Raw genomic sequence first — 23,142 nt, 5'->3', positions numbered from 1 at the left:
CGCGCGGTGGTGGCGACCGTCACGGGGTCGGGGCGTCCGCCGGCGGCGTGGTCGAGGGGGCCGGCGCCGTCGTCGGCTCGGCCGGGGTCGTGTCGGGCGCGGTCGTCTCCGCAGGGACGTCGGTCGTCCCGCCCGCCGGTGCCTCGGTCGTCGTCGGACCGGTCGGTGCGGTCGTCGGGGTCGGCGTCGGCTCGGTGGTCTCGGCGGGAGCGGTCGTCTCCGCCGGCTCCGTGGGCTCGGCCGGGACCGGGGCCTGCGGCGCCGGCGTGGAGCTGTCGACCGGGGCGCTCGTGCCGGCGGCGGTGACCTCCGGCCGCACGGAGAGGTAGAGCGCGAGGAAGGCGATGAAGAGCAGGCCCAGCACGAGGGTCGAGGTGCGGGCGCGGCCCAGGTGGTGGGGGACGAACGACCACCAGCGCCGCGTCCCGCCGGCCGGTGGCGAGGTCCTCACCGAGGGCGTGTTCGCCGCCGGGGTCGTCGGCGTCGGCGTGGACGTGGGCGGGGGTGGTGGCGTCGGCCGGCCGTCGTCGGGCCGCGTCACCGGGCGCCGTCCCCGGAGCCGGTCCGGGCGTCCTCAGGGGGCAGGGGGGACGTCGGCGTCGGCAGGTTCATGCCCTCGCGGTGCAGCGCCAGGACGATCCGGGCGCGCAGGTCACGGCCCACCTCGAACTGCTTGCCGGGCAGCGTGCGGGCCACCAGGCGGACGTTGACCTGCTCGAGGTCGAGGGTCTCCACGCCCATCACGCTGGGCGGGTCGAGCAGCAACGGCCGCATGAGCGGGTCGCGGAAGGCCTCGGCCCCGACCTCGCGCAGGACCTCGTTGACCCGGTTGACGTCGATCGTCGTCGGCACCGGGACGTCGACGACGGCGCGGGCCCAGTCGCGGGAGAGGTTGGTGACCTTGACGATCTGCCCGTTCGGGAGGGTGATCACCTCGCCGTTGGGCGAGCGCAGCCGGGTGACCCGCAGCGTGACGTCCTCGATCGTCCCGCTGGCCTCGTCGCCGCCGCCGACCACCTGGATGGCGACGACGTCACCGAAGCCGTACTGCCGCTCGGTGATGATGAAGAACCCGGCCAGCACGTCACCGACGATCCGCTGCGCGCCGAAGCCGAGGCCGACGCCGAGCACGGTCGCCGGCGCGACCAGCCCGCCGATGGGGATGCCGGCGCGGTCGAGGACGAAGAAGACCGCGATGGCGTAGATCAGCACGATCAGCGTCCAGGTGATCACCTGGGTCAGCGAGTGCCGGTGCTTGGCCGCCTCGGAGCGGACCAGGGCGTCCCCGCCGGTGGACTGGGCGTCGATCCGATCGGTGATCCGGGTGCCGGTCCAGGCGACGAACCGGGCCAGCAGGACCGAGCCCAGGACGATGAGGACGACCTCCAGTCCCCGCCCGGCCAGCCAGTCGAGGAGTGTTCTCAGCGCTTCCATCGCGCCCCAGCCTCCCCGCGCGCCCGCGACGGTGCCAACCCGCCCCGGTCAGCGGGTCTCGACGAACAGCGACTGGCTCGACCGGCCGACACGCCCCGTCACGTCGTAGAGGTCGGCGAAGCACTGGCCGGCGCCGGCCGGCCCGATCGTGGTGACGGCGTCCATCCCGACCCACTCGCCGGACGGCGGCCGGACCAGCGCGACGGAGAGGTCGACGTTGGCGAAGGTGGCGCGGGTCCAGTCCAGGACGGCGGAGATCCCGCTGGCCGCGTCGGTCATGACCAGCAGGTGCTGCAGCGGGGTCATCGGCTCGCCGTCCACCAGGGTGCACCGCGCCCGGGTCCAGGCGGCCGCGGGGCCGGGGCCGTTGAAGGTGCCGTGCGCGAACCGCCAGTCCAGCGCCCGGTGGTAGGCGACGTCGGTGGTGAAGAAGTCCGCCGTCTCCGGCCGGCTCCCCTCCGGCCCGGGCAGCGGCACGCCCGGCTCCGGCGTGCCCGCGGTCTCCCCGGTGCGCACCCGCCAGGCGGTCAGCCGCATGAGCGGCCGGTCGCCGCCGGCGGTGAGGGTGCTCTCGACCAGCTCGATGCGGCGCCCCGGCCGCAGCAGGCGGGCGGCCACCTGCACCGGGCCCACCGGCACCGGCCCCAGGATGTCGTAGGCCAGGCGAACGGTCTGCCCGCCGTCGATGCCGCTCACCCGCTCGGCCTCGCGGGCCAGCAGGGCGGCGGGCGGGCCGGCGTGCTGCAGCCCGGGGTCCCAGGGACCGATCGTCAGGGCGGTGGCCCGGTAGCCGCCGTCCACCGGCTCGTAGAGCGCCGCGGGGAGGTCCATGCCGGGCAGTCTGCCGCCGCCCCGCTCAGGAGTGGCGGGTGGCCCAGACGGCGAAGGCGGTCCACGCCGCCGCCGCCACGGCGGCGACGATCCACAGCCAGCGCAGCGAGCCGGCGGGGTTGGCGAGCACGAGCAGCACCGAGACGACCAGCACGGCGCCGGCCAGCGGCGGCGTGCGCAGCAGCTCGGCGAGCGTGTCCGGCCCGGGGATCGCGACGAACACCACCAGGGCCACGACCAGCAGGAAGCCGCAGAGGCCGGCGAGGAAGAGCGCCGTCACCCCGTACTCGCCCGGCAGCGCCCAGGACCCGAGCAGGCCGAGGACGACGCCGCCCGCCAGCCCGGCGAGCAGGCGCCGGCGGCGGGTCGACCAGGGGGGCCGGGCATCGAACTCCTGGGACACGAGCCGACTGTGCCCGGTGCCCCGGAGGGGCACACGGGCGCCGATGAGTTCCGGCCGCCGGCCGCGTCCATGCTGCGAGAGGGCCGCCCGGGACCTCCGGACGACGGGAGCGGCCGTTGCGGCGCGCGGACGAGCGCACCGATGAGAACCTGACCTGGCGGAAGAACACAGGAGGTCGCACCCATGTCGCCCATCCGGAGCTTCGATCACGTCGGCATCACCGTCAGAGATCTCGACACGGTGACGGACTTCTTCGTCGGGCTGGGCTTCGAGATCGAGGGCCGGACGGTGCTGGAAGGGGAGTTCCTGGACACGGTCATCGGCATCCCTGACTCCCGTACCGAGGTCGTCGTGCTGCGGCCGCCCGACGGAGGAACCGGGCTGGAACTGTCGAGCTTCATCCGGCCGGACCCCGAACCGGGTTCGCCGGACCCCGTGCCGAATGAACTGGGGTTGCGCAACGTGACGTTCGAGGTGGACGACCTCCAGGCGATCCTCGACCGGCTCGCCGGGGACGGCTACCGCCTGGTCGGCGGGGTCGGTCAGTACGAGGGCGTCTGGCGCATGGCGTCCGTGCGCGGACCCGAGGGGTTCATCGTGAACCTGGCCCAGCGCATCGACTGATCCGCGTCGGCCGGACGCACGCGGCGGCGCCACCGACGGCCGGTAGGGGGCACGAGGGGATACGGGGACTACATTGCTCCACGTGCCCCGGCCCGCCCTCGGATACGCCGCCACCGTCGCCGCCGCGTGGTTCTTCGCCGTCAACGGCACGGTGTCGACGCTGGTGCTGCAGGCCGGTCTGCCGCCGACCCGGCTGACCGCGCTGCGCTGCGTCGGGGCGGCGGTCGGGCTGCTCGTCGTCCTGGCGGTCGCCGCGCCGCGGCGGCTGCGCCTCACCCGGCGCGAGGTGCCGTTCCTCGCCGTCTTCGGGGTGGTCGGCGTCGCGCTCACCCAGTTCCTCTACTACGTGTCGATCGGCCGGCTGCCGGTCGGCATCGCGCTGGTCTTCGAGATGACCGCGCCGGTGCTGATCGCGCTCTACGTGTGGCTGGTGCGCGGCGAGCGGGTGCGCAGCCGGCTGTGGGCGGCGCTGCTGCTGTCCCTGTCCGGGCTGGTCTTCGTGGCCGAGGTCTGGCGGGGCGGCGGCTCGCTGGACCCGCTCGGCGTGGTCGCCGCGCTGGCCGCCGCGGTCTGCCTGGCCACGTACTATCTGATGGGCGAGCGCGGCACGGTGAACCGCGACCCCGTGGCCCTGACCTGCTGGAGCTTCGTCGCCGCCGGACTGTTCTGGTCGATCGCGGCACCGTGGTGGGAGTTCGACGCCGGGCTGCTGGCGGAGCCGGTGCAGCTGTCGATCGGCGCGCTCGAGCTGCCGCTGTGGGCGCTGGTCGCCTGGATCGTCGTCCTCGGGGCGATGGTGCCGTTCTGGCTGTCGATCGCGGCGCTGCGGCACCTGTCGCCGACGACGGCCGGCCTGGTGGCGACCGTGGAGCCGGTGCTCGCGTCGGTCGTGGCCTGGCTGTGGGTCGAGCAGGTGCTCAGTGGCTGGCAGGTGCTCGGCGGCTTCGTCGTCCTCGTGGGGATCGGGCTGGCCCAGACCGCGCGGGCGACGGCCGCCCGGGCGGCGGTGCCCGAGGCCGTCGCGCCCTCCTGAGCGGCGCCGCGCGGGGAGGGGCAGCCTCCCCGCGCGACGCCGTCCCGTCGCTCAGGTGACCTTCTGCGCCTCGGTGAGGTAGCCGGCCAGCTCCTCCATGTAGGCGGCCTGGGCGACGTGGTCCATCCCGATGTACTTCCACGGGTACAGCTGGCCGGCCTGCACCGCCGGGAGCAGGGTCGCGGTCGGCTGCGCCGCGATCTCCTCCGGCGTCATGCTGAACCGCAGCGAGTAGAGCAGGACGTCGCTCGGGTACCGGGGGACCTCCTCCCAGCCGACCGACTCCCAGAAGTAGCCGTCGCCGCCCGTGTCGACGAACCGGACACCGAGGTCCTGGTAGAGGTGCAGCGAGGGGTCGTCGGCGGCCTTGTTCATCCACCAGCCGTCGGCGACGGTGGCGTACACCGGCAGCACGGTCACCCCGCTCGCGGCCGCCTCGGTGAGGGTCTGCGACGCCGCGTCGAAGTCCTCCCGGGCCGCGTCGATCACCCCGCCGTCGGCGCCGAGGGACTCGGCGAACTCGACGGTCCGCTCGATCACGTCGGCCGCCGAGCCGCGGTAGGCGATCGCGACGACCGGGGCGATCCGGGCGACCTGCTCCTGCTGCTCGAGGGACTCGAAGCCGTAGAGCGGCTGGGTCTCGTCCAGGGTGCCGGAGGCGTCGGTCGGGTAGACCGAGGTGACGATGATGTCGGGGTCGGCCGCGGCCAGCTGCTCGAGGTCGATCTGGCCATAGCTCTCGCCGAGGATCTCCAGGTCGCCGAGGTCCCTGCCCTCGAAGGCGACGTCGTCCTGCGCCGAGGTCTGGCCGAAGGCGGCGACCGGCTCGATGCCGTAGTTCCAGAGCGAGGCGACGACGTCGTTGAGCCCGGCGATCCGCGTCGGCGTCTCGTCCAGCTCGACGGTGGTGCCCATGTCGTCGGTGAACTCCCAGCCACCCTCTCCCGAGGCGCTGGTGCCGGCCGCGTCGCCGCCGCCGGCGCAGCCGGCGGCCGCGAGCACCGCGGCCAGGGTGAGGGAGGCGCCGATCAGGCGGCGCGACATGCGGTGCAACGGGATCTCCTCGCTCGTCGGGGGCGCAGGGGTGTTCCCCTGGACCGGCGTGTCAGGTTAGCCTCGCCTTACCTGGATGGCGCAAGGGGCTGTCCTGCCGCGAGATCGGAGCCTCCGCGTGACGCTCACCGCGCAGTCGCAGGTCGCGACCGCCCCCGAGTGGCAGTTCTTCGACGTCAGGGTCGCCGCCGTCCGCCGGCTGGGCCCGAGCTTCGTGCGCGTCACGCTGACCGGCCCGGAGCTGACCGGCTTCGGCCTCGCCGGTGACGACCAGCGGTTCAAGCTGGTCCTGGGCGGCGACGCGGCCGCGCTGCGCCGGCTCATCGCGCACGGCTCGGCCTGGTACCCCGAGTACTGCGCGATGGCCGAGGACGAGCGACCGCACATCCGCACGTACACCGTGCGGGCGGCCCGCCCCGACCTGGCCGAGATCGACGTCGACCTGGTCCTGCACGGGGTGGCGGACGGGCACGCCGGGCCGGCGGCCCGGTGGGCGGCGACGGCGGTCCCGGGCGACCGCGTCGTCGTGCTGGGCCCCGACCGGCCCGGCCGCGGGCGGATGTGGGGCGTCGAGTGGTCCCCGCCCGCCCGGGCGCGGACCCTGCTGCTGGCCGGCGACGAGACCGCCGTCCCGGCGGTCTGCGCGATCCTCGAGTCGCTGGCGGCCGGCCCCCGGGCGGTGATCGCGCTGCTCGAGGTGCCCGAGACCGGCGATGCGGTGGACCTCGTGCTGCCCCCCGGGGTGAGCGTGCGCTGGCTCGCCCGGGAGGACGCCGCGCGCGGGTCGCTGCTGGTGCCGGCGGTGCGGGCCGCGCTGAGCGAGCTGGGGGTGGTGGCGGCGCCGGCCGCGGCTCCGGAGGACGTCGACGTCGACACCGAGCCGCTCTGGGAGGTCCCCGAGGGCGACGCCGCCGCCGGCTGCTACGCCTGGCTGGCCGGCGAGGCGGGCGTGGTCAAGCAGCTGCGCCGGCACCTCGTGGGCGACCTCGGGGTGCCCCGCGGCGCGGTGGCGTTCATGGGCTACTGGCGAGAGGGCGTCGCCTCCTAGGGCGCGCGCCGGCGTTCACCGCAGCCGGCGGACCGGGACGACCATCGGGGTCCCGGCGACCGGGTCGGGCACGACGCGGGCCTCGAGGTCGAAGACGTCGGCCAGCAGCTGCTCGGTGAGCACCTCGCCCGGCGTGCCGGAGGCGACCAGGACGCCGTCCTTCATGGCCACCAGCCGCTGCGCGTAGCGGGCCGCGAGATTGAGGTCGTGCAGGACCACGACGACGGTCCGGCCCCGCTCGGTGTGCAGGCGCTCGACCAGCTCCAGCACGTCGATCTGGTGGGACAGGTCCAGGTAGGTGGTCGGCTCGTCGAGCAGCAGCAGGTCGGTGCCCTGGGCCAGCGCCATCGAGATCCAGGCCCGCTGCCGCTGGCCGCCGGAGAGCGCGTCGACGGGGCGGTCGGCGAGGTCGGACATGTCGGTCCAGGCCAGCGCCTCGGCGACGGCGGCCTCGTCCCCCCGCGACCACTGCTCGAGCCACGACTGGTGCGGGTGCCGGCCGCGGGCGACCAGGTCGCCGACGGTGAGTCCCTCGGGCGCCACCGGCGTCTGCGGGAGCAGCCCGAGCACCTTGGCCACCTCGCGGGTCGGCGTCTTCTGGATGGCCTGGCCGTCGAGCAGCACCTGGCCGCCGGCCGGCCGGAGCAGCCGGCCCAGCGCGCGCAGCAGCGTGGACTTGCCGCAGCCGTTGGGGCCGACGATCGCGGTGAACGACCCGTCGGTCAGCTGCAGGTCCAGGTCGTGGACGACGACGCGCTCGTCGTAGGCGAGGCTGACCGACTCGGCGGCGAGACGGACCCTCCCGGTTCCCGTGGTCGGCGTCTCGGGCAGGGTGCTGGTCACAGCGTGGATCGCCTCCTTCCGCGGATGAGGAGCCAGAGCAGGTACGGCGCGCCGACGACGGCGGTCAGGATGCCGACGGGCAGCGCCTCGGGCAGGACGGTGCGGGTCAGCAGGTCCGCGCCGACGACCAGGGCCGCGCCGAGCAGGCCGGAGGCCAGCAGCGGCGGCCGCGAGCCGCCGGTGAGGCGGACGGCGATCTGCGGGACGACGAGCGCGACGTAGGAGATCGGTCCCGCGGCGGCGACGGCGGAGGCGGTGAGCCCGACGGCCACGAGGACGACCGCGGCCTGGGTGGGGCCGAGCCGGACGCCGAGCCCGCGCGCGGTGTCGTCGCCGAACTGCAACACCCCGAGGGCCCGGCTGCAGCCCAGCGCGAGGGGGAGCAGGACGGCGAGGGACAGCGCGAGGGGGAGGGCCTGGTCCCAGGTGCGGGAGTTGAGCGAGCCGGTGATCCAGACGTAGGCGGAGGCGGCGTCGTAGATCTCGGCGCGGGTGAGCAGCCAGTCGGTGAGCGCGGAGGCGACCGCCCACAGCGCGATGCCGACGAGCACGAGCCGGTAGCCGTCCACCCCGCGCCGCCAGGCCAGCACGAACAGCAGCAGCCCGGTGAGCAGCGCGCCGACCAGGGCGGCCAGCGGGATGCCGAGGCCGCCGAGCAGGCCGGCGGCGCCCGACGTCCCGCCCAGGACGATCGCCGCCACCGCGCCGACCGACGCGCCCTGGGTGATCCCGAGGATGTCGGGGGAGGCCAGCGGGTTGCGGGCGAAGGTCTGGAAGAGGGCGCCGGCGACCCCGAAGGCCAGGCCGACCAGCGCCCCGACGACGATCCGCGGCGCCCGCAGCTCCAGGACGATGAACCGCTGGCTCGCCTCGCCGAGGCCCACGAGGGTCGCGAGCACGTCGCCGACGCCGATCGGGAAGTCACCCCGGCCGAGGCTGGTCGCGCCCAGGACGACGACGACCGCCGCCGCGCCGGCCGGCACGACCAGCTGCCGCCACCGGACCCGGCCGGAGACGGGTCCGACGCGGACGACGGTCTCCCCGGGCTGGGCGACCCGCTCCGCGGTGGCGGTCACGGGCCGGCCAGCCGGCGGCGGCGGATCAGCGCGATGAAGAACGGCGCACCGGCCAGGGCCAGCACGATGCCGACCTGCAGCTCGCCCGGGCGGACGACCACCCGTCCCACGACGTCGGCGAGCAGCAGGAAGGCGGCGCCCAGCAGTCCGGAGCAGGGGACCAGCCAGCGGTGCGAGGGGCCGGTGAAGGCGCGGACGACGTGCGGGACGACCAGCCCGACGAAGGCGATCGGCCCGCAGGCGGCGGTGGCCGCGCCGCACAGCAGGGTGACCGCACCGAGGCCGACGAGCCGGGCGAGCCAGACCCGCTGGCCCAGGCCGCGGGCGACGTCCTCGCCGAGGCCGAGCAGGTCGAGCGCGGGGGCGTTGACCAGGGCGAGCACCAGGCCGGCGGCGATGAACGGCGCGACCTGCCAGGCCACGTCAGCGCCGCGGCCGGCGAGCGCGCCGACCACCCAGAAGCGGAAGCTGTCGAGGCTGTTGGTGTCGGTGACCAGGATGGCGCGGACCAGGGCGTACAGGAGCGCGGTGAGCGCCGCGCCGGCCAGCGCCAGGGTGACCGGGGTGCCGCCGCCGCGGCCGACCGACCCGAGGGCGAAGACGGCCACCGTGCCGAGCAGCGCGCCGATGAAGCCGAACCAGACGTAGCCGGCCGGGGTGCCGACGCCGAACAGCCAGATGGCGAGGACGACGCCGAGGGAGGCGCCCGCGGTGACACCCAGCAGGCCGGGGTCGCCCAGCGGGTTGCGGGTGTGGCCCTGGGTGAGGGCGCCCGCGACGCCGAGGGAGAGCCCGACGAGGAGCCCGAGCGCGGTGCGCGGCATCCGCAGCTCGCGCACGATCACCGCCTCCTCGCTGGTCAGCCCGGAGTCGGTGAGGGCCTGCCACACCGTGCCGAGGCCGATGCCGTGGGTGCCGACCGCGATGCTGAGGGCGGCGGCGACGACGACGAGGACCGCGAGCAGGAGCACGCCGGTCAGCCGGGCGCTGCGGGCCTCCAGGAGACCGCGCTGCCGGCCGGTCGCCGCCGTCCCGGCGCTGCGAGGAGCGGCGTCGGTCGTCGAGGACACGAGCGGCTCCAGGGACGGGCAGACGGCGAGGTTAGCCTCACCTTAGCTGCCGGAGGCCGCGCGCGGGAGCTGACGGTCGGGCGAGTGCCCCGGACGTGGTCGCCAGCGGTGCCGGCGGCTACCCGTGCGGGCGGCGGCTGCCGCCGTGCCAGTCCTCCTGGATCCCCACCTCGCCCGGCCGGACGCCGAACGCGGGCAGCTGGGGCCGTTCGCGCAGGCTCCGCTTCAGCTCGGCGAACCCGGGGAAGCGGGCCAGGCCCACGACGTGGTCCCACAGCTCCTCGGCGGCGTCCTCGTCCGGCAGCCGGCTGATGACCGGGCCGAAGAACGCGGCGCCGTCGGGGGGCTGGAAGTGCAGGATCGGCGTCCCGACGTCCTCGCCGGTGAGCCGCAGCGCCTCGTCGGTGTCGGCCTGGATCTCCGCGTCGTAGCGGTCGTCGTCGAGCGCGTCGGCCAGGTCGGCCGGGAGGCCGGCGTCGGCGAGCACCGGCTCGACGAGCGCGGCACGCCCCCGCTCGGCCTCGTCCGGGACGTGGTCGGACTCGAAGATCCGCGCACCCATCGCGGCGTACAGGGGGCCGAGGACGGCGGGTCCGTGCTCGGCCCGGGCGCGGGCTGCGACGCGCAGCAGCCGGAGCCCGGCGGTGTGCCCGGCCTCGTACTCGGGCGGGAACCGGGCGGTGTAGTCGACGTGCCGGTTGAGCAGCCGCAGCGAGATGAGCCGCCACTCGACGGTGTAGTCGCGCCGCGCGGCGACGGTGCGCACCCACCTGCTGGTCAGCCACGCGAAGGGACACACGGGGTCGAACCAGAAGTGCAGGTCGGCGCCCGGGCTGCTCACCGGTCGAGCACGGCTTCGATCGCCTGCCGCACCTCCGGGGCGTCGGGCTGCGTGGTCGGCCGGAACCGGGCGACCACCTCCCCGTCACCGTCCAGCAGCCACTTCTCGAAGTTCCACTGCACGTCGCCGGCGGTCCCCGCGGGATCCGGGGCTCCGGTCAGCCGCTGGAAGAGCGGGTGCGCGTCCGGCCCGTTGACCTCCACCTTCTCGGTCATCGGGAAGGTGACGCCGTACGTGGTCGAGCAGAACCCGGCGATCTCCTCGCTCGTGCCCGGCTCCTGCCCGGCGAACTGGTTGCACGGGACGCCGACGACGGTGAACCCGCGCGGGCCGTACTCCCGCTGCAGCGCCTCGAGCTGCGTGTACTGCGGCGTGAGACCGCAGCGGCTGGCCACGTTGACGACGAGCGCCGCACCGCCGCCGGTCAGGGCACCGACGGTCGTCTCCTCGCCCTGGAGCGTCGTGAGGGGCAGGTCCAGCAGGTCGCTCATGTCTCTCCTCTTTCCGTCGGTCAGTCGAGGCCGCTGATGTCGTCCGGGACGTCGACCGCGTGCTGGCGCAGCGCCTCGATGGGGACGATCTCCAGGGCCCGCGCGTTCGTCGCCGCCAGGACGACCCCGGCCGCCGCGCCCGCCTGGTAGGCCTGCAGCCACCGTACGGCGACGACGCACCAGCGGTCGCCCGGGCGCAGACCCGGGAACCCGTACTCCGGGCGGGGGGTGATCAGGTCGTTGCCGAGGCTCTGCTGCAGCTCCAGGAACTCGGCCGAGACGACCGTGCAGACGGTGTGGCTGCCCACGTCCTCCGGGCCGCTGCTGCACACGCCGGTCCGGTAGAAGCCGGTCATCGGCTCGGTGCCGCACGGCTCCAGCGGTCCACCGAGGACGTTGTGCTCGTCCGGCGCGGGTTCGGTCATCGCTGCCCATGATGCTGTGTCCACGCCGTGACCGCTGGTCGTGGACCCGCTCGCTCCACACCCCCGCCCGTCGTCCACAGGTGGCGTCTCCGCTGGTGAGGGCCGTTCCGGCGGTCGCATGATCGAACCCGTGATCGAACGCATCCCGTCCCCGTCCGCCCTGCTCGAGGGCGGCACCCGCGTGCGCGCACGGGCCGCCGGAGAACCGGAATGGCAGGGTGCAGGTGTGACTGGGAACACGCCTGGCGAGCCTGCCGTCCTGTGGCGCCCGACGCCGGAGTCGATGCGGGCGACCCGGCTCGCCGAGTTCGCCCGCTGGGTCGCCCAGCGGCGCGGGCTCGACTTCGGCGATCCGCCGGACTACGACGCCATCTGGCGCTGGTCGGTCGAGCACCTCGACCAGTTCTGGGCCGACGTCGCCGGGTGGACCGGGGTGCTGCCCGACGTGCCGGACGACCAGGTCATCCCCCACCGCGAGATGCCCGGTGCGGTCTGGTTCCCCGGCGTCACCCTCAACTACGCCGAGCAGGCGCTGCGGGCGGGCGACGACGGCACCGTGCCCGCCGACTCCCCGGCGCTGATCGCCGTCGCTGAGGACCGGGAGCCCGTCGAGCTCACCTGGGCGACGCTGCGCGGCCGGGTCGGCGCCTTCGCCGCGACCCTCCGCCGGCTCGGCGTCCAACGCGGCGACCGGGTCGCCGGGTACCTGCCCAACGTCCCGGAGGCGGTCGTCGCCTTCCTCGGGACGGCGGCCGTCGGCGCCGTCTGGTCCTCGTGCGCGCCCGATTTCGGCACCCGCGCCGTCCTCGACCGGTTCGCCCAGATCGAGCCCACCGTGCTGGTCGCCGTCGACGGCTACCGCTTCAACGGCAAGGAGTACGACCGCCGCGACGTCGTCACCGAGCTCCGCAGCGCCCTGCCCGGCGTGCGGACGACCATCGCCGTCCCCCGGCTCTTCCCCGACGAGGTGCCGATGAGCGCCGTGCCGTGGGCCGAGGCCGTGGCGGAGGAGCGGGAGCCGGAGTTCGAGCAGGTGCCCTTCGACCACCCGCTCTGGATCGTCTACTCGTCGGGCACCACGGGGCTGCCCAAGGGCATCGTGCACGGCCACGGTGGGATCACCCTCGAGCAGCGCAAGCAGCTGTCCCTGCACGGCGACGTCGGGCCGGGGGACCGGTTCTACTGGTACGCCTCCACCGCCTGGATCATGTGGAACATCGCCACGTCGGCGCTGCTCTGCGGCGCCACGGTGGTCGTCCACGACGGCGCCCCGGCCCATCCGTCGGTCGACGCCCAGTTCGCCATCGCCGCACAGACGGGGCTCACCTACCTCGGCACCAGCGCCGGGTACCTCACCGCCTGCGAGAAGGCCGGCATCCGGCCGGGGGAGACGCACGACCTCTCCGCGCTGCGGTTCATCGGCTCGACCGGGTCGCCCCTGCCGGCCGCCGCGTTCCACTGGGTCTACGACGCGGTCCGCCCGGACGTCTTCCTCGGCTCCCTCTCCGGCGGCACCGACGTCGCCACCGGGTTCGTCGGCAGCACGCTGCACCTCCCGGTGACCGCCGGGGAGCTGCAGCGGCCGATGCTCGGGGTCGCCGCCGCCGCGTGGGACGAGCAGGGGGAGCCGGTCGTCGGCGAGCTCGGTGAGCTGGTGATCACCGAGCCCATGCCGTCGATGCCGCTGTACTTCTGGAACGACCCCGGCGGTGCCCGCTACCGCGAGTCCTACTTCGAACCGTGGCCCGGGGTCTGGCGGCACGGCGACTGGATGGAGATCACCGAGCGCGGCACCTGCCTGATCACCGGCCGCTCGGACTCCACCCTCAACCGTGGCGGCGTCCGCATGGGGACGGCGGACATCTACGCCGCCGTCGAGGCGATCCCCGAGGTCGTGGACTGCGTCGTCCTGGGCGTCGAGCAGCGGGACGGCGGCTACTGGATGCCGCTGTTCGTCAAGCTGGCGCCGGGGACGGAGCTGACCGACGAGCTGGTCGCCCGGATCAAGGGCGAGATCCGCGCGCACGCCAGCCCGCGGCACGTGCCCGACGAGGTCATCGCCACCCCCGGCGTCCCGCACACCCGCACCGGCAAGCGGCTGGAGGTGCCGCTCAAGCGGCTGTTCCAGGGCGTCGACCCGGAGAAGGCGCTCAACGTCGGCGCGGTCGACGACCCGGCCGCCGTCGAGCACTACGTCCGGCTGGCGCAGGAGCGCGGCCCCCGCTGAGCACCCGGCGCGGTCACCGGTCGCTGCCGACCAGGTCGAGCAGGACTGCGGCGACCGTGTCGGGCCGGGAGACGTAGGCGATGTGCCCGCAGTCGAGGCTGCGGTGCCGCCACCCCGGCGTCCCCGCCGCCCGCTGCGCCCTCCGGTCGAACCCCGCGTGCGGGAAGCGGGTGCACCGCACGTAGGACCGCGGCAGGTCCGAGACGGCGTCGCCCAGGTGCAGCGGGCGGGTGAAGTGACCGACGGGGGTGGCCCGCAGCCGCGGCTCCGCCCACGCGATGTCCTCGGGGGCGGTGATCCCCCAGAGCCGGGACAGGACCTCCGGCCACGGCGGCGGCGCGAACCGGGGCAGCAGCCAGCCGTCGCCCTCGGTGGCCACGAGCTCCTCCATCGCCGCGCGCCGCTCCGGAGCGACCAGGTCGAACACGCACTGGCCGTCCTCCGGCACGAAGGCGTCCAGGTAGACGACCTCGGCCACGCGCTCCGGCACCCGATCGGCGACCCCGGTGGCCACCGCGCCCCCGGAGCTGCTGGCGACCAGCACGACCCGGTCGAGGTCCTCGTAGGTCAGCACGCTGACGACGTCCTCGACGTGGGTCAGCAGGTCGATCCCGTGGTCGAGCAGGTGCGCCCGCTCGCCGAGCCCGGTGAGCGTCGGCGTGAGCACCTCGTGCCCTCGTCCGCGCAGCAGCGGGGTGAGCTTCCGCCAGCACCAGCCCCCGAGCCAGGCGGGGTGCACCAGCACGAACGTGGCCATCCCCCAGCCCTCCGCCGCGACGGGGTGCCGGCCGGCGCCGGAGCCGGCCCGGCCAGCGCGTGCGGGTCGACCGTAGGCCGCATCGGGCCATGGGGACAGGCAGAGCCGGGGAGGGGTGGCGGCTCGCGTCGGCACGCAACCGCACGGCGGGAACGGCTGCACCACCGGGCCACACTGGTAGGGCGCCCGGCCGGCGACGACGGTCGAGGGCAGCAGCGCGATCGAGCAGCCGATCGCGACGGCGGCACGCACGGACGACGGGGGAGGGCGATGGCCGGGTTGCCCCGCGCGCTCGCCCCGCTGCGCCACCCCCGGTACCGGCTGCTGGCCGCGTCCCTCGGCTTCAGCCTGCTCACCAACAGCACCTTCGCGGTCGCGACCATCTGGCAGGTGGTCGCGCTGGACGGCGGTCCGGCCGAGCTCTCGCTGGTCAGCGCGCTGAGCGCCGGCGGCATGCTGGCCAGCACGCTGCTCGGCGGCGCGCTCGCCGACCGCCTTCCCCAGCGGCACATCCTGCTGGCCGTGGCGCTGGTCCAGACCCTCGGCACCGCCCTGGTCGCGACGCTGTCGCTGACCGGCCTGCTGGCGCTGTGGCAGCTGGCCGCTGTCGCGCTCGCCTGCGGGCTGGCCAACGGCGTCTACTACCCCGCCTACTCCGCGCTCGTCCCGGCGCTGCTGCCCGAGGACCAGCTGCTCGCGGCCAACGGGCTCGAGGGCACGATGCGCCCGGTGCTGTACCAGGCCACCGGCCCGGCCGTCGCCGGCGCGCTCATCGCCGCGACCGGCCCCGGCGTCGCCCTCGCCCTCAGCGGGGCGGCGGCGCTCGGCGCGGCCGGGTGCGTGGCGCTGCTCCCCGCGACGGAGGTTCGCCGCGAACGGGGAGGCGGTCACCCGGTGCGCGGGCTCGTCACCGACATGGCCGAGGGTTTCCGCTACATGGTGCGCACGCCCTGGCTGCTGGCCACGCTGCTGTTCGCCTCGCTGATGCTGCTGGTGATGATCGGCCCGTTCGAGGTCCTGACCCCGTTCGCGATCCGGGACCGCGCGGGCGGCGGCCCGTTCGAGCACGCGCTGGTGCTGGCGGCGTTCGGCGCCGGCGGCGCGGCCGGGTCGCTGACCGTCGCCTCGCTGCGGCTGCCGCGGCGCTACCTCACGGTGATGAACCTGCTGTGGGGCCTCGGCTGCGTCCCGCTGGTGGTCTTCGGCCTCACCACCGAGCTGGCCGTCATGATCGGCGCCGGGCTGGTCACCGGCGCCACCATGCAGGCCGGCATGGTCATCTGGGGCACGCTGCTGCAGCGCCGGGTGCCGCCGGCGCTGCTCGGCCGCGTCTCCAGCCTCGACTTCTTCGTGAGCACGGCGTTCATGCCGCTGTCGATGGCGCTGGCCGGGCCGGTCAGCGAGCTGATCGGGCTCACCGCGACCTTCCTCGTCGCCGGGCTCGTGCCCCCCGTGCTCGCCGCGATCGCGGTCCTCGCCGCCCGGCTGCCCGCCGACGAGCTAGCCCATCCCCTCGACCGGCGCCCGGCCGAGGAGGTCGGCACGCCGGGATGAAGCCCGCCGGCGCGAGGCCCACCGGCGCGAGGCCCGCCGGCGTGAGGCAGGTCGGCGGCACGATCGACGGCCACCCGTCCGCCGCCGTGCACCTGCAGCAGCGCTTCAGCTGACCCGAAGCACCCGGGCCTCCCAGGGGCGGAGGACGGCGGGGTCGTCGTCCGGCAGGTTGCCCAGCACCAGGAGCCCGTCCACCGCCTGCGGGAGCAGCTCGGCGAGCCGGTGCTCGTGCCCGCTCACGTTGCAGGCGACCAGCAGCGTCTCGCCGTCCAGGGAGCGGGTGAACGCGTACACCGACTCGTGCTCCGGCAGCAGCATGGTGAAGTCGCCGAGCGCGACCACCGCCGACTCGTGCCGCAGCTCGATCAGCCGCCGGTGGTGGGCGAACACCGAGTGCGGGTCGCCGCGCTGCGCCGCCGCGTTCCACTCCGCGTGGTCGGGGTTGACCGCGATCCACGGCGTGCCGGTGCTGAAGCCGGCCGACGGCGTGCCGTCCCACTGCACCGGGGTCCGGGCGTTGTCCCGGCCCATGCGCCGCATCGCGGCCAGCACGGTCTCCGGGTCCGCCCCGTGCGCGACGGCCTGCGCGAAGTGGTTGAGCGACTCGACGTCCCGGAAGCCGTCCAGCGAGGGGAACGGGGCGTTGGCCATCCCGATCTCCTCGCCCTGGTAGACGTACGGCGTCCCCCGGTGCAGGTGCAGCAGGGTGGCCAGGCAGGTGGCCGAGTCGCGCCGGTACCGGGGCGAGTCGTCGCCGAACCGGGAGACCGCCCGCGGTTGGTCGTGGTTGTCCCAGTAGAGCGAGTTCCAGCCGACGTCGGCCAGCCCGGCCTGCCAGCGGCCGAACGACGCCTTGAGGTCGGTCAGCCGCAGCGGCCGGGGGGAGAACTTGCTGCCGTCGAAGTCCAGCCCCACGTGCTCGAACTGGAAGACCATGTCCACCTCGGCGCGCGCCGGGTCGGTGAACAGCCGGGCCTCCTCCACGGTCACCCCGGGCATCTCGCCGACCAGCAGCAGCTGCTCGGGATGGCCGGCGAAGACCTCGCGGTGCATCTCCTGCAGGAACTCGTGGATCCGCGGGCCGCACACCACCGACGCCGTCGCGTCGCCGTACGGCAGCCCCGGCAGCGGGGGACCGTCGTGCAGCTCGCCGTCCGGGCCGACGTCCTTGCTGATCAGGTTGATGACGTCCATGCGGAACCCGTCGACCCCGCGGTCGAGCCACCACCGCATCATCGCGTGGACCGCCTGCCGGACCTCCGGGTTCTCCCAGTTGAGGTCGGGCTGCCGGCGGTCGAACAGGTGCAGGTAGTACTCGCCGCTGGCCTCGTCGAGCGTCCACGTGGGGCCGGAGAAGAACGAGTGCCAGTTGGTCGGCTCCGCCCCCGGCGCCCCGGCCGCCATGCCGGCGCGCGGCGGCCGCCACCAGTACCAGTCCCGCTTGGGCGAGTCCACCGACGACCGCGCCTCGACGAACCAGGCGTGCGCGTCGCTGGTGTGGTTGACCACGAGGTCCATCACCAGCTTCATCCCGCGCCCGTGCAGCGCGGCGATCAGCTCGTCGAGCTGCGCCAGGCTGCCGAACAGCGGATCGACGTCCTGGTAGTCGCTGATGTCGTAGCCGTTGTCGGCCTGCGGCGACGGGTAGACCGGGGAGAGCCAGACCACGTCGACGCCCAGGTCGGCCAGGTGGTCCAGGCGCTGGAGCACGCCGCCGAGGTCACCGATCCCGTCGCCGTCGGAGTCCATGAACGAGCGCGGGTAGATCTGGTAGACGACGGCGCGGGTCCACCACGGGGGCTGCTCGGGCACGGCCCCAGCCCAGCACGGCGGGCGGGGTGCCGCACGCCGTCAGTCCTGCGGCGGCGGTCCCGGCGGCAGGGTGTGGTGCACCGCCTCGACGTTGTTGCCGTCCGGGTCGCGGAAGAACGCGCCGTAGTAGCCGGGGTGGTACTCCGGCCAGATCCGCGGCTCGTGCAGCACCTCCGCGCCGGCCTCCCGCGCGAGGGCGAACACCTCGTCGACCGCCGCCCGCGACGGCGCCGTCAGCGCGAGGTGCACCGGGCGGTCGGCGCCCTCGGCCAGCAGGCTCAGCCACAGCTGCGGGTGCCCGTCGGGGCCGCAGAACCCCACGACCGCGCCGTTCGGCGTCTCGTGGCGCATCGCCTCGCGCAGGCCGATCGGTCCGAAGACCCTCGTGTAGAACGCCGCGGCGACGGCGACGTCCGCGACCTGCAGTCCCAGGTGGTCGATCACGCCGCCGGAAGGTAGCCCGGACGGCGGCCCGCGGGAACCGCTGTTTGGATGGGCGGGTCCGTTCGAGCGCCACCCGAGGAGAGAACCGATGGCCGAGCTCACCCGCCCCGACGTCGAGCCGCCGACCGGCCCCGCGCCCGCCGACCTGGTGATCGAGGACCTCGTCGTCGGTGAGGGGGCCGAGGCGAAGGCCGGTGACCTGGTGAGCGCGCACTACGTCGGCGTCACCCACGAGGGCGGCGAGCAGTTCGACGCCTCCTGGGACCGCGGGGACCCGCTGGAGTTCCGGCTGGGGGTCGGCATGGTCATCCAGGGCTGGGACGAGGGCATCGCCGGCATGCGCGTGGGCGGCCGCCGGCGGCTGACCATCCCGGCGCACAAGGCCTACGGCGACCGCGGCGCGGGCGGGGTCATCAAGCCCGGCGCGACGCTGGTCTTCGTCGTCGACCTCGTCGGGGTGCGCTGACGAGCAGGCCCGGAATGACCCGCGCGGGCGCCGGGTTGGCTGCTTCCGTGCGCATCGAGGTGTGGTCCGACGTCGTCTGCCCGTGGTGCTTCATCGGCAAGCGCCGGCTGGAGACCGCCCTGGCGCGGTTCCCGCACCGCGACGCGGTCGAGGTCGTCTGGCGCTCCTACCAGCTGGACCCCACGGTGCCCGAGGGCCAGACGCACCCGACACTGCCGGCGTTGGCCGCCAAGTACGGGCGCAGCGTCGAGGAGATGCGGGACATGCAGCAGCGCGTCGAGGAGATCGCCGCCGCGGAGGGCCTCGACTACGACCTGGCCGAGGGGCTGAGCGGGAACACCCTGCTCGCGCACGAGCTCATCCACCTCGCTGCGGAGCACGGGCTGCAGGGCGCGATGAAGGAGCGGCTGCTGCACGCCCACTTCGAGGAGCGGCGGTCGGTGTTCGACGTCGACGCGCTCGTTCCGCTCGCCGTCGAGGTGGGCCTGGACGAGGCCGAGGTGCGCGCGGCGCTGGCCGACCGCCGGTACCGGCACGCCGTCGGCCAGGACGTCCGGACGGCGCAGGCCCTCGGCGCGACCGGCGTCCCCTTCTTCGTCGTCGACCGGAAGTACGGCGCGGCCGGCGCCCAGCCGGCGGAGCTGCTGCTACAGCTGCTCGAGCGCGCGTGGGCTGAGGCGAACCCGCTGCAGACGGTGCCCGCCGCCGACGGCTGCACCGACGACAGCTGCGCCCGGTAGCGCCCCTCCAGGGGCACCCCGAGGGGGCCCTGGAGGGGTCCTGCTCCTGTTACCGGGTGGCGGGGCCGCCCTGGTCGGTGCCGGAGATCTTCCGCAGGAACTCGTGGCACCGCTTCGCGCGCGCCGAGTCCTGCTCCATGACCTCGCGGAAGAAGTCCGCGATGTCCTTCAGCCCGGCGTTGTCCGCGTCCCGGACGTACTGGCCGTAGTCGTGCCCTGCCTTGAGCGAGTGGTACTGGACTGAGATCAGGTCGTACGCGACGTCCTCGAACCCGGTCTCACCGGTAGCCATCATGACCTCCTCGTCTCAGGGGATGTGGTGCGGCTCACATTCCCCGACCGAGCGGTGTGAAACGGACCGATCCGTCTCAGGCGGACGACGCGGCTTCGCCGGGAACGTCCCGCCCACCGGCGTCGTCGGCGTCCGCGCGCCCGGCGGCCAGCTCCTCCTCCCCGCTGGCGACGGGGTCGTCCTGGGCGGAGGCGAGGTCCTCGCCCTCGCCGTAGGCGCCCGGGTCGGCCTGCAGGGTGCGGGGGTCGTTGAGCGGGTCCGGGACGTCCGGGTCGGTGACGGTCATGCCCGGCCCGTGCCCCAGGGCCCGGCACGCCAACCGCTGGCCAACGGGTAACAAACGTGTTACACATCAACCCGTGGAGGCGCTGGCGGCCATTGCCGACCCGACCCGCCGGGAGCTGCTGGCCCTGCTCGCGCGGGGTGAGCTGGCCGCCGGCGAGCTCGCCGACCGGTTCCCGGTGAGCCGCCCGGCGATCAGCCGACACCTGCGGGTGCTGCGGGAGGCGGGGCTGGTGCACAGCCGGGTCGAGGGTCGCCGCCGCCTCTACGGGCTCGATCCGAGCCCGCTGCGGGAGCTCGACGAGTGGCTGGAGCCCTACCGGGACCTGTGGGCCCAGCGGCTGGACGCACTGGACACCGAGATCGCCCGCGGCCGGCGGGCACGAAGGAACGGAGAGCGCCCATGAGCGAGCACGCGACCGCCGGTGACCGTCGGGGCACGGTGACGGCGGAGGCCGACGGCCGCCAGCTGCTGGAGTTCCGCAGGTCCTGGCCGGATCCGATCGACGACGTCTGGGCCGCCGTCACCGAGCCCGAGCGGCTCGCCCGGTGGATCGGCCGGTACGAGGGCGAGCGCGGGCCCGGTGGGCAGGGCCTCTTCTTCATGACCCACGAAGGCGTCGATGAGCCCGACGGCTCGCCGGCGACGATCGTCGAGTGCGCGCCACCGCGGCGTCTCGTCGTCGACACGGCGGGGCCGGGGGAGACCTGGCGGCTCGAGCTGGACCTGGCGGAGGAGGGCGGCCGCACGGTGCTGGTGTTCCGCCAGCGGTTCGCCCCCGAGACCGACGTCGCCGACGTCGCGGGCGGTTGGCACTGGTACCTCGACATGCTCGACGCCGAGATCACCGGCGCGGACGGGCCGGGGCCGTGGGAGCCGTTCTGGGCCGAGGTCGGGCCGGGCTACGGTCGGGACGTCACCGGCTGACCGGCCGGCCCAGCACGGCCATCGCGACCGCGCCCGCCAGCCCGACCACCACGATCGGTGTCTCGACCGGGTCGAGCCCCGCGGGGGTCAGCAGCCGCCGGTTGAACCGCTCCATGAGGTAGCCCGAGATCATCCCGGTGCCGAGCACCCGGAGCGCCTGCCGGGCCGGCTCGTGCGGTCCGGCGGCCAGGCGGGCGACGGCCCACGCCTGCGCGGCGAGCATGTACGAGGGCGCGCTGTAGGACGTGCCGAACCACAGCGAGTCCCGGCCGACGTGGGCCGGGTCGCCGTGCATGAACGGGACGTCGTACGCGCGGCGCCGCCGCAGGGCGAGGACCTGGCCGACGAGGCCGGCCGCGAGCTGGACCGCTGAGACGGCGACGAGCGCCCTCCGGTGCGCCATGGCGCCCACCGTAGGGCCCCGGGGAACACGACCGGGCGAACACCAGGGACCTAGGGCCCATCGGGTAGACGTCCTATACGTAACATCTCTCACGGTTACAGGCCGGTGTCGCGCCGCTAACCTCGACGCACCAGGTCCTGGTCGCCGCGCGAGGCGTGGCGGACCGGCCGACCGTCACCCGCACCAACCCCCTGTCGGGTTCCCGCCCGTCGCTCCCCAGAGGATGGAGACGCCGTTGACTTCCGTGGCCACCCCCGGTCTCGACTCCGCACCCACCACGCACGCCCGCCTGCTCGCGTGGGTGCAGGAGATGGCCGAGCTGACGACCCCCGACCAGGTCGTCTGGGTGGACGGGACGGACGAGGAGTGGGAGCGCCTCACCCAGAAGCTCGTGGACGCCGGCACGTTCACCCGCCTGGAGAAGAAGCCCAACTCGTTCTGGTGCGCCTCCGACCCCAGTGACGTCGCCCGGGTCGAGGACCGCACCTACATCTGCTCGGTCGACGAGGCCGACGCCGGGCCGACCAACAACTGGATGGCCCCCGACGAGATGAAGTCGGTCATGACCGAGCTGTACCGCGGGTGCATGCGCGGCCGGACGATGTACGTCATCCCGTTCTGCATGGGCCCGGTCGAGGCCGAGAACCCGATGTTCGGCGTCGAGCTCACCGACTCGGAGTACGTCGTCGTCTCCATGCGGGTCATGGCCCGCATCGGCAGCACCGTCCTCCAGGCCCTGGGCACCGACCGCCCGTTCGTGCCGGCCATGCACTCCCTGGGCGCCCCGCTCGCCGAGGGGCAGCAGGACGTCCCCTGGCCCTGCAGCGACACCAAGTACATCGTGCACTTCCCCGAGGAGCGGGCCATCTGGTCCTACGGCTCGGGCTACGGCGGCAACGCCCTGCTGGGCAAGAAGTGCTACTCGCTGCGGATCGCCTCGGTCATGGCCCGCGACGAGGGCTGGCTCGCCGAGCACATGCTGATCCTCAAGCTGACCAGCCCCCAGCAGAAGACCTACTACGTCGCCGCCGCCTTCCCGTCGGCCTGCGGCAAGACCAACCTGGCGATGCTCGAGCCGACCATCCCCGGCTGGAAGGTCGAGACCCTCGGCGACGACATCGCCTGGATGCGCTTCGGCGAGGACGGCCGGCTCTACGCCCTCAACCCGGAGTACGGCCTGTTCGGCGTCGCGCCGGGCACCGGCTGGGACACCAACCCCAACGCGATGCGCACCATCGCGCAGGGCAACTCGGTCTTCACCAACGTCGCCCTGACCGACGACGGCGACATCTGGTGGGAGGGCATGACCGACGACGCGCCGGCCCACCTCACCGACTGGAAGGGCCGGGACTGGACGCCGGAGAGCGACGAGCCCTCCAGCCACCCGAACAGCCGGTTCTGCACCCCGATCACCCAGTGCCCGATCCTGGCGCCGGAGTACCCGGACCCGAAGGGCGTGCCGATCTCGGCGATCCTCTTCGGCGGCCGCCGCAAGACGACGATCCCGCTGGTCACCGAGGCCCGCGACTGGAACCACGGCGTCTTCATGGGGGCCACGCTCTCCTCCGAGACGACCGCGGCGGCCACCGGTGCGGTCGGCGTCGTCCGCCGCGACCCGTTCGCGATGCTGCCGTTCATCGGCTACAACGCCGGTGACTACTTCCGGCACTGGGTGGAGACCGGCAAGGCGCACGACGCCGCCAAGCTGCCGAAGATCTTCTACGTGAACTGGTTCCGCCGGGACTCCGACGGCGGCTTCCTGTGGCCGGGCTTCGGCGAGAACAGCCGGGTCCTCAAGTGGGTCGTCGAGCGGCTCGAGGGCACCGCGGCCGCCGTCGAGACGCCGGTCGGCCACGTGCCGACCGCCGACGCCCTCGACATCTCCGGCCTGGACATGACCCTGGAGCAGGTGGAGAAGGCGCTCGCCGTCGACAAGGACGAGTGGCGCGCCGAGGTCCCGCAGATCACCGAGTGGTTCGAGAAGTTCGGCGACAAGCTCCCCAGCACGATGTGGGACGAGCTCGCCATCCTGGAGCACCGGCTCGCCTAGAGCCGGCCTGACGAG

The 23,142-nt window shown here is 74.3% G+C and carries 27 protein-coding genes; 10 read left to right on the top strand and 17 right to left on the bottom strand.

Annotation, left to right across the window (positions count from 1 at the left end):
• Nucleotides 1-19: 19 nt before the first annotated feature.
• The 4 genes from MY526_RS06370 to MY526_RS06355 all read right to left on the bottom strand — a co-directional run bounded on the left by MY526_RS06370 (nt 20) and on the right by MY526_RS06355 (nt 2,668).
• Entirely contained in the window at nt 20-451 is a 432-nt protein-coding gene (locus MY526_RS06370; RefSeq protein ID WP_436703487.1) for a hypothetical protein, read from the bottom strand.
• Nucleotides 452-537: 86 nt separating this feature from the next.
• The gene (locus tag MY526_RS06365) at nt 538-1,434 is read right to left on the bottom strand and encodes a mechanosensitive ion channel family protein (protein WP_436694062.1); all 897 of its coding nucleotides are present in this window, start codon (nt 1,432-1,434) and stop codon (nt 538-540) included.
• A gap of 48 nt (nt 1,435-1,482) precedes the next feature.
• Complete coding sequence (locus tag MY526_RS06360) at nt 1,483-2,265, bottom strand: thioesterase family protein (protein WP_436694063.1); 783 nt, start codon at nt 2,263-2,265, stop codon at nt 1,483-1,485.
• A gap of 25 nt (nt 2,266-2,290) precedes the next feature.
• Nucleotides 2,291-2,668: a hypothetical protein gene (locus tag MY526_RS06355; RefSeq protein WP_436694064.1), complete on the bottom strand. Its 378-nt coding sequence runs from the start codon at nt 2,666-2,668 to the stop codon at nt 2,291-2,293.
• Between the two features lie 183 nt (nt 2,669-2,851).
• On the opposite strand from MY526_RS06355, the gene MY526_RS06350 reads away from it, so the two are divergent.
• Together MY526_RS06350 and MY526_RS06345 are read left to right on the top strand one after the other, a co-directional pair.
• On the top strand, nt 2,852-3,292 hold the full coding sequence (locus MY526_RS06350) for a VOC family protein (RefSeq protein WP_436694065.1): 441 nt from the start codon (nt 2,852-2,854) through the stop codon (nt 3,290-3,292).
• Nucleotides 3,293-3,374: 82 nt separating this feature from the next.
• Nucleotides 3,375-4,325 (top strand): EamA family transporter, encoded by a 951-nt coding sequence (locus MY526_RS06345; protein WP_436703486.1) that lies wholly within the window; start codon nt 3,375-3,377, stop codon nt 4,323-4,325.
• Nucleotides 4,326-4,376: 51 nt separating this feature from the next.
• Here the strand turns inward: MY526_RS06345 and MY526_RS06340 are convergent, their stop codons facing one another.
• A complete protein-coding gene (locus MY526_RS06340) occupies nt 4,377-5,369 on the bottom strand; it encodes an ABC transporter substrate-binding protein (protein WP_436703484.1) in 993 nt (330 codons plus the stop codon).
• A 127-nt stretch (nt 5,370-5,496) separates the two neighbouring features.
• On the opposite strand from MY526_RS06340, the gene MY526_RS06335 reads away from it, so the two are divergent.
• The gene (locus MY526_RS06335) at nt 5,497-6,426 is read left to right on the top strand and encodes a siderophore-interacting protein (RefSeq protein WP_436703482.1); all 930 of its coding nucleotides are present in this window, start codon (nt 5,497-5,499) and stop codon (nt 6,424-6,426) included.
• A gap of 15 nt (nt 6,427-6,441) precedes the next feature.
• Here the strand turns inward: MY526_RS06335 and MY526_RS06330 are convergent, their stop codons facing one another.
• The 6 genes from MY526_RS06330 to MY526_RS06305 all read right to left on the bottom strand — a co-directional run bounded on the left by MY526_RS06330 (nt 6,442) and on the right by MY526_RS06305 (nt 11,172).
• Nucleotides 6,442-7,269 (bottom strand): ABC transporter ATP-binding protein, encoded by an 828-nt coding sequence (locus MY526_RS06330; protein ID WP_436694069.1) that lies wholly within the window; start codon nt 7,267-7,269, stop codon nt 6,442-6,444.
• Nucleotides 7,266-8,345: a FecCD family ABC transporter permease gene (locus tag MY526_RS06325; protein ID WP_436694070.1), complete on the bottom strand. Its 1,080-nt coding sequence runs from the start codon at nt 8,343-8,345 to the stop codon at nt 7,266-7,268. Before MY526_RS06325 ends, MY526_RS06330 begins: the two co-directional genes overlap by 4 nt.
• On the bottom strand, nt 8,342-9,415 hold the full coding sequence (locus MY526_RS06320; RefSeq protein WP_436694071.1) for a FecCD family ABC transporter permease: 1,074 nt from the start codon (nt 9,413-9,415) through the stop codon (nt 8,342-8,344). The genes MY526_RS06325 and MY526_RS06320 overlap by 4 nt, the downstream gene beginning before the upstream one ends.
• 118 nt (nt 9,416-9,533) lie before the next feature.
• A complete protein-coding gene (locus MY526_RS06315) occupies nt 9,534-10,256 on the bottom strand; it encodes a mycothiol-dependent nitroreductase Rv2466c family protein (protein WP_436694072.1) in 723 nt (240 codons plus the stop codon).
• On the bottom strand, nt 10,253-10,747 hold the full coding sequence (locus tag MY526_RS06310) for a glutathione peroxidase (RefSeq protein ID WP_436694073.1): 495 nt from the start codon (nt 10,745-10,747) through the stop codon (nt 10,253-10,255). The genes MY526_RS06315 and MY526_RS06310 overlap by 4 nt, the downstream gene beginning before the upstream one ends.
• 20 nt (nt 10,748-10,767) lie before the next feature.
• On the bottom strand, nt 10,768-11,172 hold the full coding sequence (locus MY526_RS06305; protein ID WP_436694074.1) for a DUF2237 family protein: 405 nt from the start codon (nt 11,170-11,172) through the stop codon (nt 10,768-10,770).
• A gap of 226 nt (nt 11,173-11,398) precedes the next feature.
• Between MY526_RS06305 and MY526_RS06300 the strand changes: the two genes are divergently transcribed.
• Nucleotides 11,399-13,399, top strand: a complete 2,001-nt coding sequence (locus MY526_RS06300) for an acetoacetate--CoA ligase (protein WP_436703481.1) — start codon at nt 11,399-11,401, stop codon at nt 13,397-13,399.
• Between the two features lie 13 nt (nt 13,400-13,412).
• Here the strand turns inward: MY526_RS06300 and MY526_RS06295 are convergent, their stop codons facing one another.
• Complete coding sequence (locus tag MY526_RS06295) at nt 13,413-14,156, bottom strand: alpha/beta fold hydrolase (protein WP_436694076.1); 744 nt, start codon at nt 14,154-14,156, stop codon at nt 13,413-13,415.
• A gap of 270 nt (nt 14,157-14,426) precedes the next feature.
• On the opposite strand from MY526_RS06295, the gene MY526_RS06290 reads away from it, so the two are divergent.
• Nucleotides 14,427-15,710 carry an MFS transporter gene (locus tag MY526_RS06290; RefSeq protein WP_436703479.1) on the top strand — a complete coding sequence of 428 codons (1,284 nt, stop codon included), beginning with the start codon at nt 14,427-14,429 and terminating at the stop codon, nt 15,708-15,710.
• Between the two features lie 105 nt (nt 15,711-15,815).
• On the opposite strand, the gene MY526_RS06285 is transcribed toward MY526_RS06290, so the two are convergent.
• Together MY526_RS06285 and MY526_RS06280 are read right to left on the bottom strand one after the other, a co-directional pair.
• A complete protein-coding gene (locus tag MY526_RS06285; RefSeq protein WP_436694078.1) occupies nt 15,816-17,522 on the bottom strand; it encodes a glycoside hydrolase family 13 protein in 1,707 nt (568 codons plus the stop codon).
• A gap of 39 nt (nt 17,523-17,561) precedes the next feature.
• Nucleotides 17,562-17,966 carry a VOC family protein gene (locus MY526_RS06280; RefSeq protein ID WP_436694079.1) on the bottom strand — a complete coding sequence of 135 codons (405 nt, stop codon included), beginning with the start codon at nt 17,964-17,966 and terminating at the stop codon, nt 17,562-17,564.
• 88 nt (nt 17,967-18,054) lie between these two features.
• On the opposite strand from MY526_RS06280, the gene MY526_RS06275 reads away from it, so the two are divergent.
• Nucleotides 18,055-18,432, top strand: coding sequence for an FKBP-type peptidyl-prolyl cis-trans isomerase (locus tag MY526_RS06275; RefSeq protein WP_436694080.1), 378 nt, complete (start codon nt 18,055-18,057; stop codon nt 18,430-18,432).
• A 47-nt stretch (nt 18,433-18,479) separates the two neighbouring features.
• Nucleotides 18,480-19,172 carry a DsbA family oxidoreductase gene (locus MY526_RS06270; protein WP_436703477.1) on the top strand — a complete coding sequence of 231 codons (693 nt, stop codon included), beginning with the start codon at nt 18,480-18,482 and terminating at the stop codon, nt 19,170-19,172.
• Nucleotides 19,173-19,221: 49 nt separating this feature from the next.
• On the opposite strand, the gene MY526_RS06265 is transcribed toward MY526_RS06270, so the two are convergent.
• Entirely contained in the window at nt 19,222-19,464 is a 243-nt protein-coding gene (locus tag MY526_RS06265) for an acyl carrier protein (protein WP_436694082.1), read from the bottom strand.
• A gap of 76 nt (nt 19,465-19,540) precedes the next feature.
• On the bottom strand, nt 19,541-19,750 hold the full coding sequence (locus MY526_RS06260) for a hypothetical protein (RefSeq protein WP_436694083.1): 210 nt from the start codon (nt 19,748-19,750) through the stop codon (nt 19,541-19,543).
• A 73-nt stretch (nt 19,751-19,823) separates the two neighbouring features.
• Here MY526_RS06260 and MY526_RS06255 point away from each other — a divergent pair, with 73 nt between their 5' ends.
• A complete protein-coding gene (locus MY526_RS06255; protein WP_436694084.1) occupies nt 19,824-20,153 on the top strand; it encodes an ArsR/SmtB family transcription factor in 330 nt (109 codons plus the stop codon).
• Nucleotides 20,150-20,674 carry an SRPBCC family protein gene (locus tag MY526_RS06250; protein ID WP_436694085.1) on the top strand — a complete coding sequence of 175 codons (525 nt, stop codon included), beginning with the start codon at nt 20,150-20,152 and terminating at the stop codon, nt 20,672-20,674. The genes MY526_RS06255 and MY526_RS06250 overlap by 4 nt, the downstream gene beginning before the upstream one ends.
• On the opposite strand, the gene MY526_RS06245 is transcribed toward MY526_RS06250, so the two are convergent.
• Nucleotides 20,664-21,077 carry a hypothetical protein gene (locus MY526_RS06245; RefSeq protein ID WP_436694086.1) on the bottom strand — a complete coding sequence of 138 codons (414 nt, stop codon included), beginning with the start codon at nt 21,075-21,077 and terminating at the stop codon, nt 20,664-20,666. The two genes, MY526_RS06250 and MY526_RS06245, sit on opposite strands and share 11 nt — an antisense overlap.
• Before the next feature lie 244 nt (nt 21,078-21,321).
• On the opposite strand from MY526_RS06245, the gene MY526_RS06240 reads away from it, so the two are divergent.
• Complete coding sequence (locus MY526_RS06240) at nt 21,322-23,127, top strand: phosphoenolpyruvate carboxykinase (GTP) (RefSeq protein ID WP_436694104.1); 1,806 nt, start codon at nt 21,322-21,324, stop codon at nt 23,125-23,127.
• Nucleotides 23,128-23,142: the final 15 nt, after the last annotated feature.

This window comes from Geodermatophilus sp. CPCC 205761 (assembly GCF_051383655.1).
GTDB lineage: Bacteria > Actinomycetota > Actinomycetes > Mycobacteriales > Geodermatophilaceae > Geodermatophilus.
Note: the sequence above shows the minus strand (reverse complement) of the source record. Positions and strands in the feature narration are given on the sequence as shown.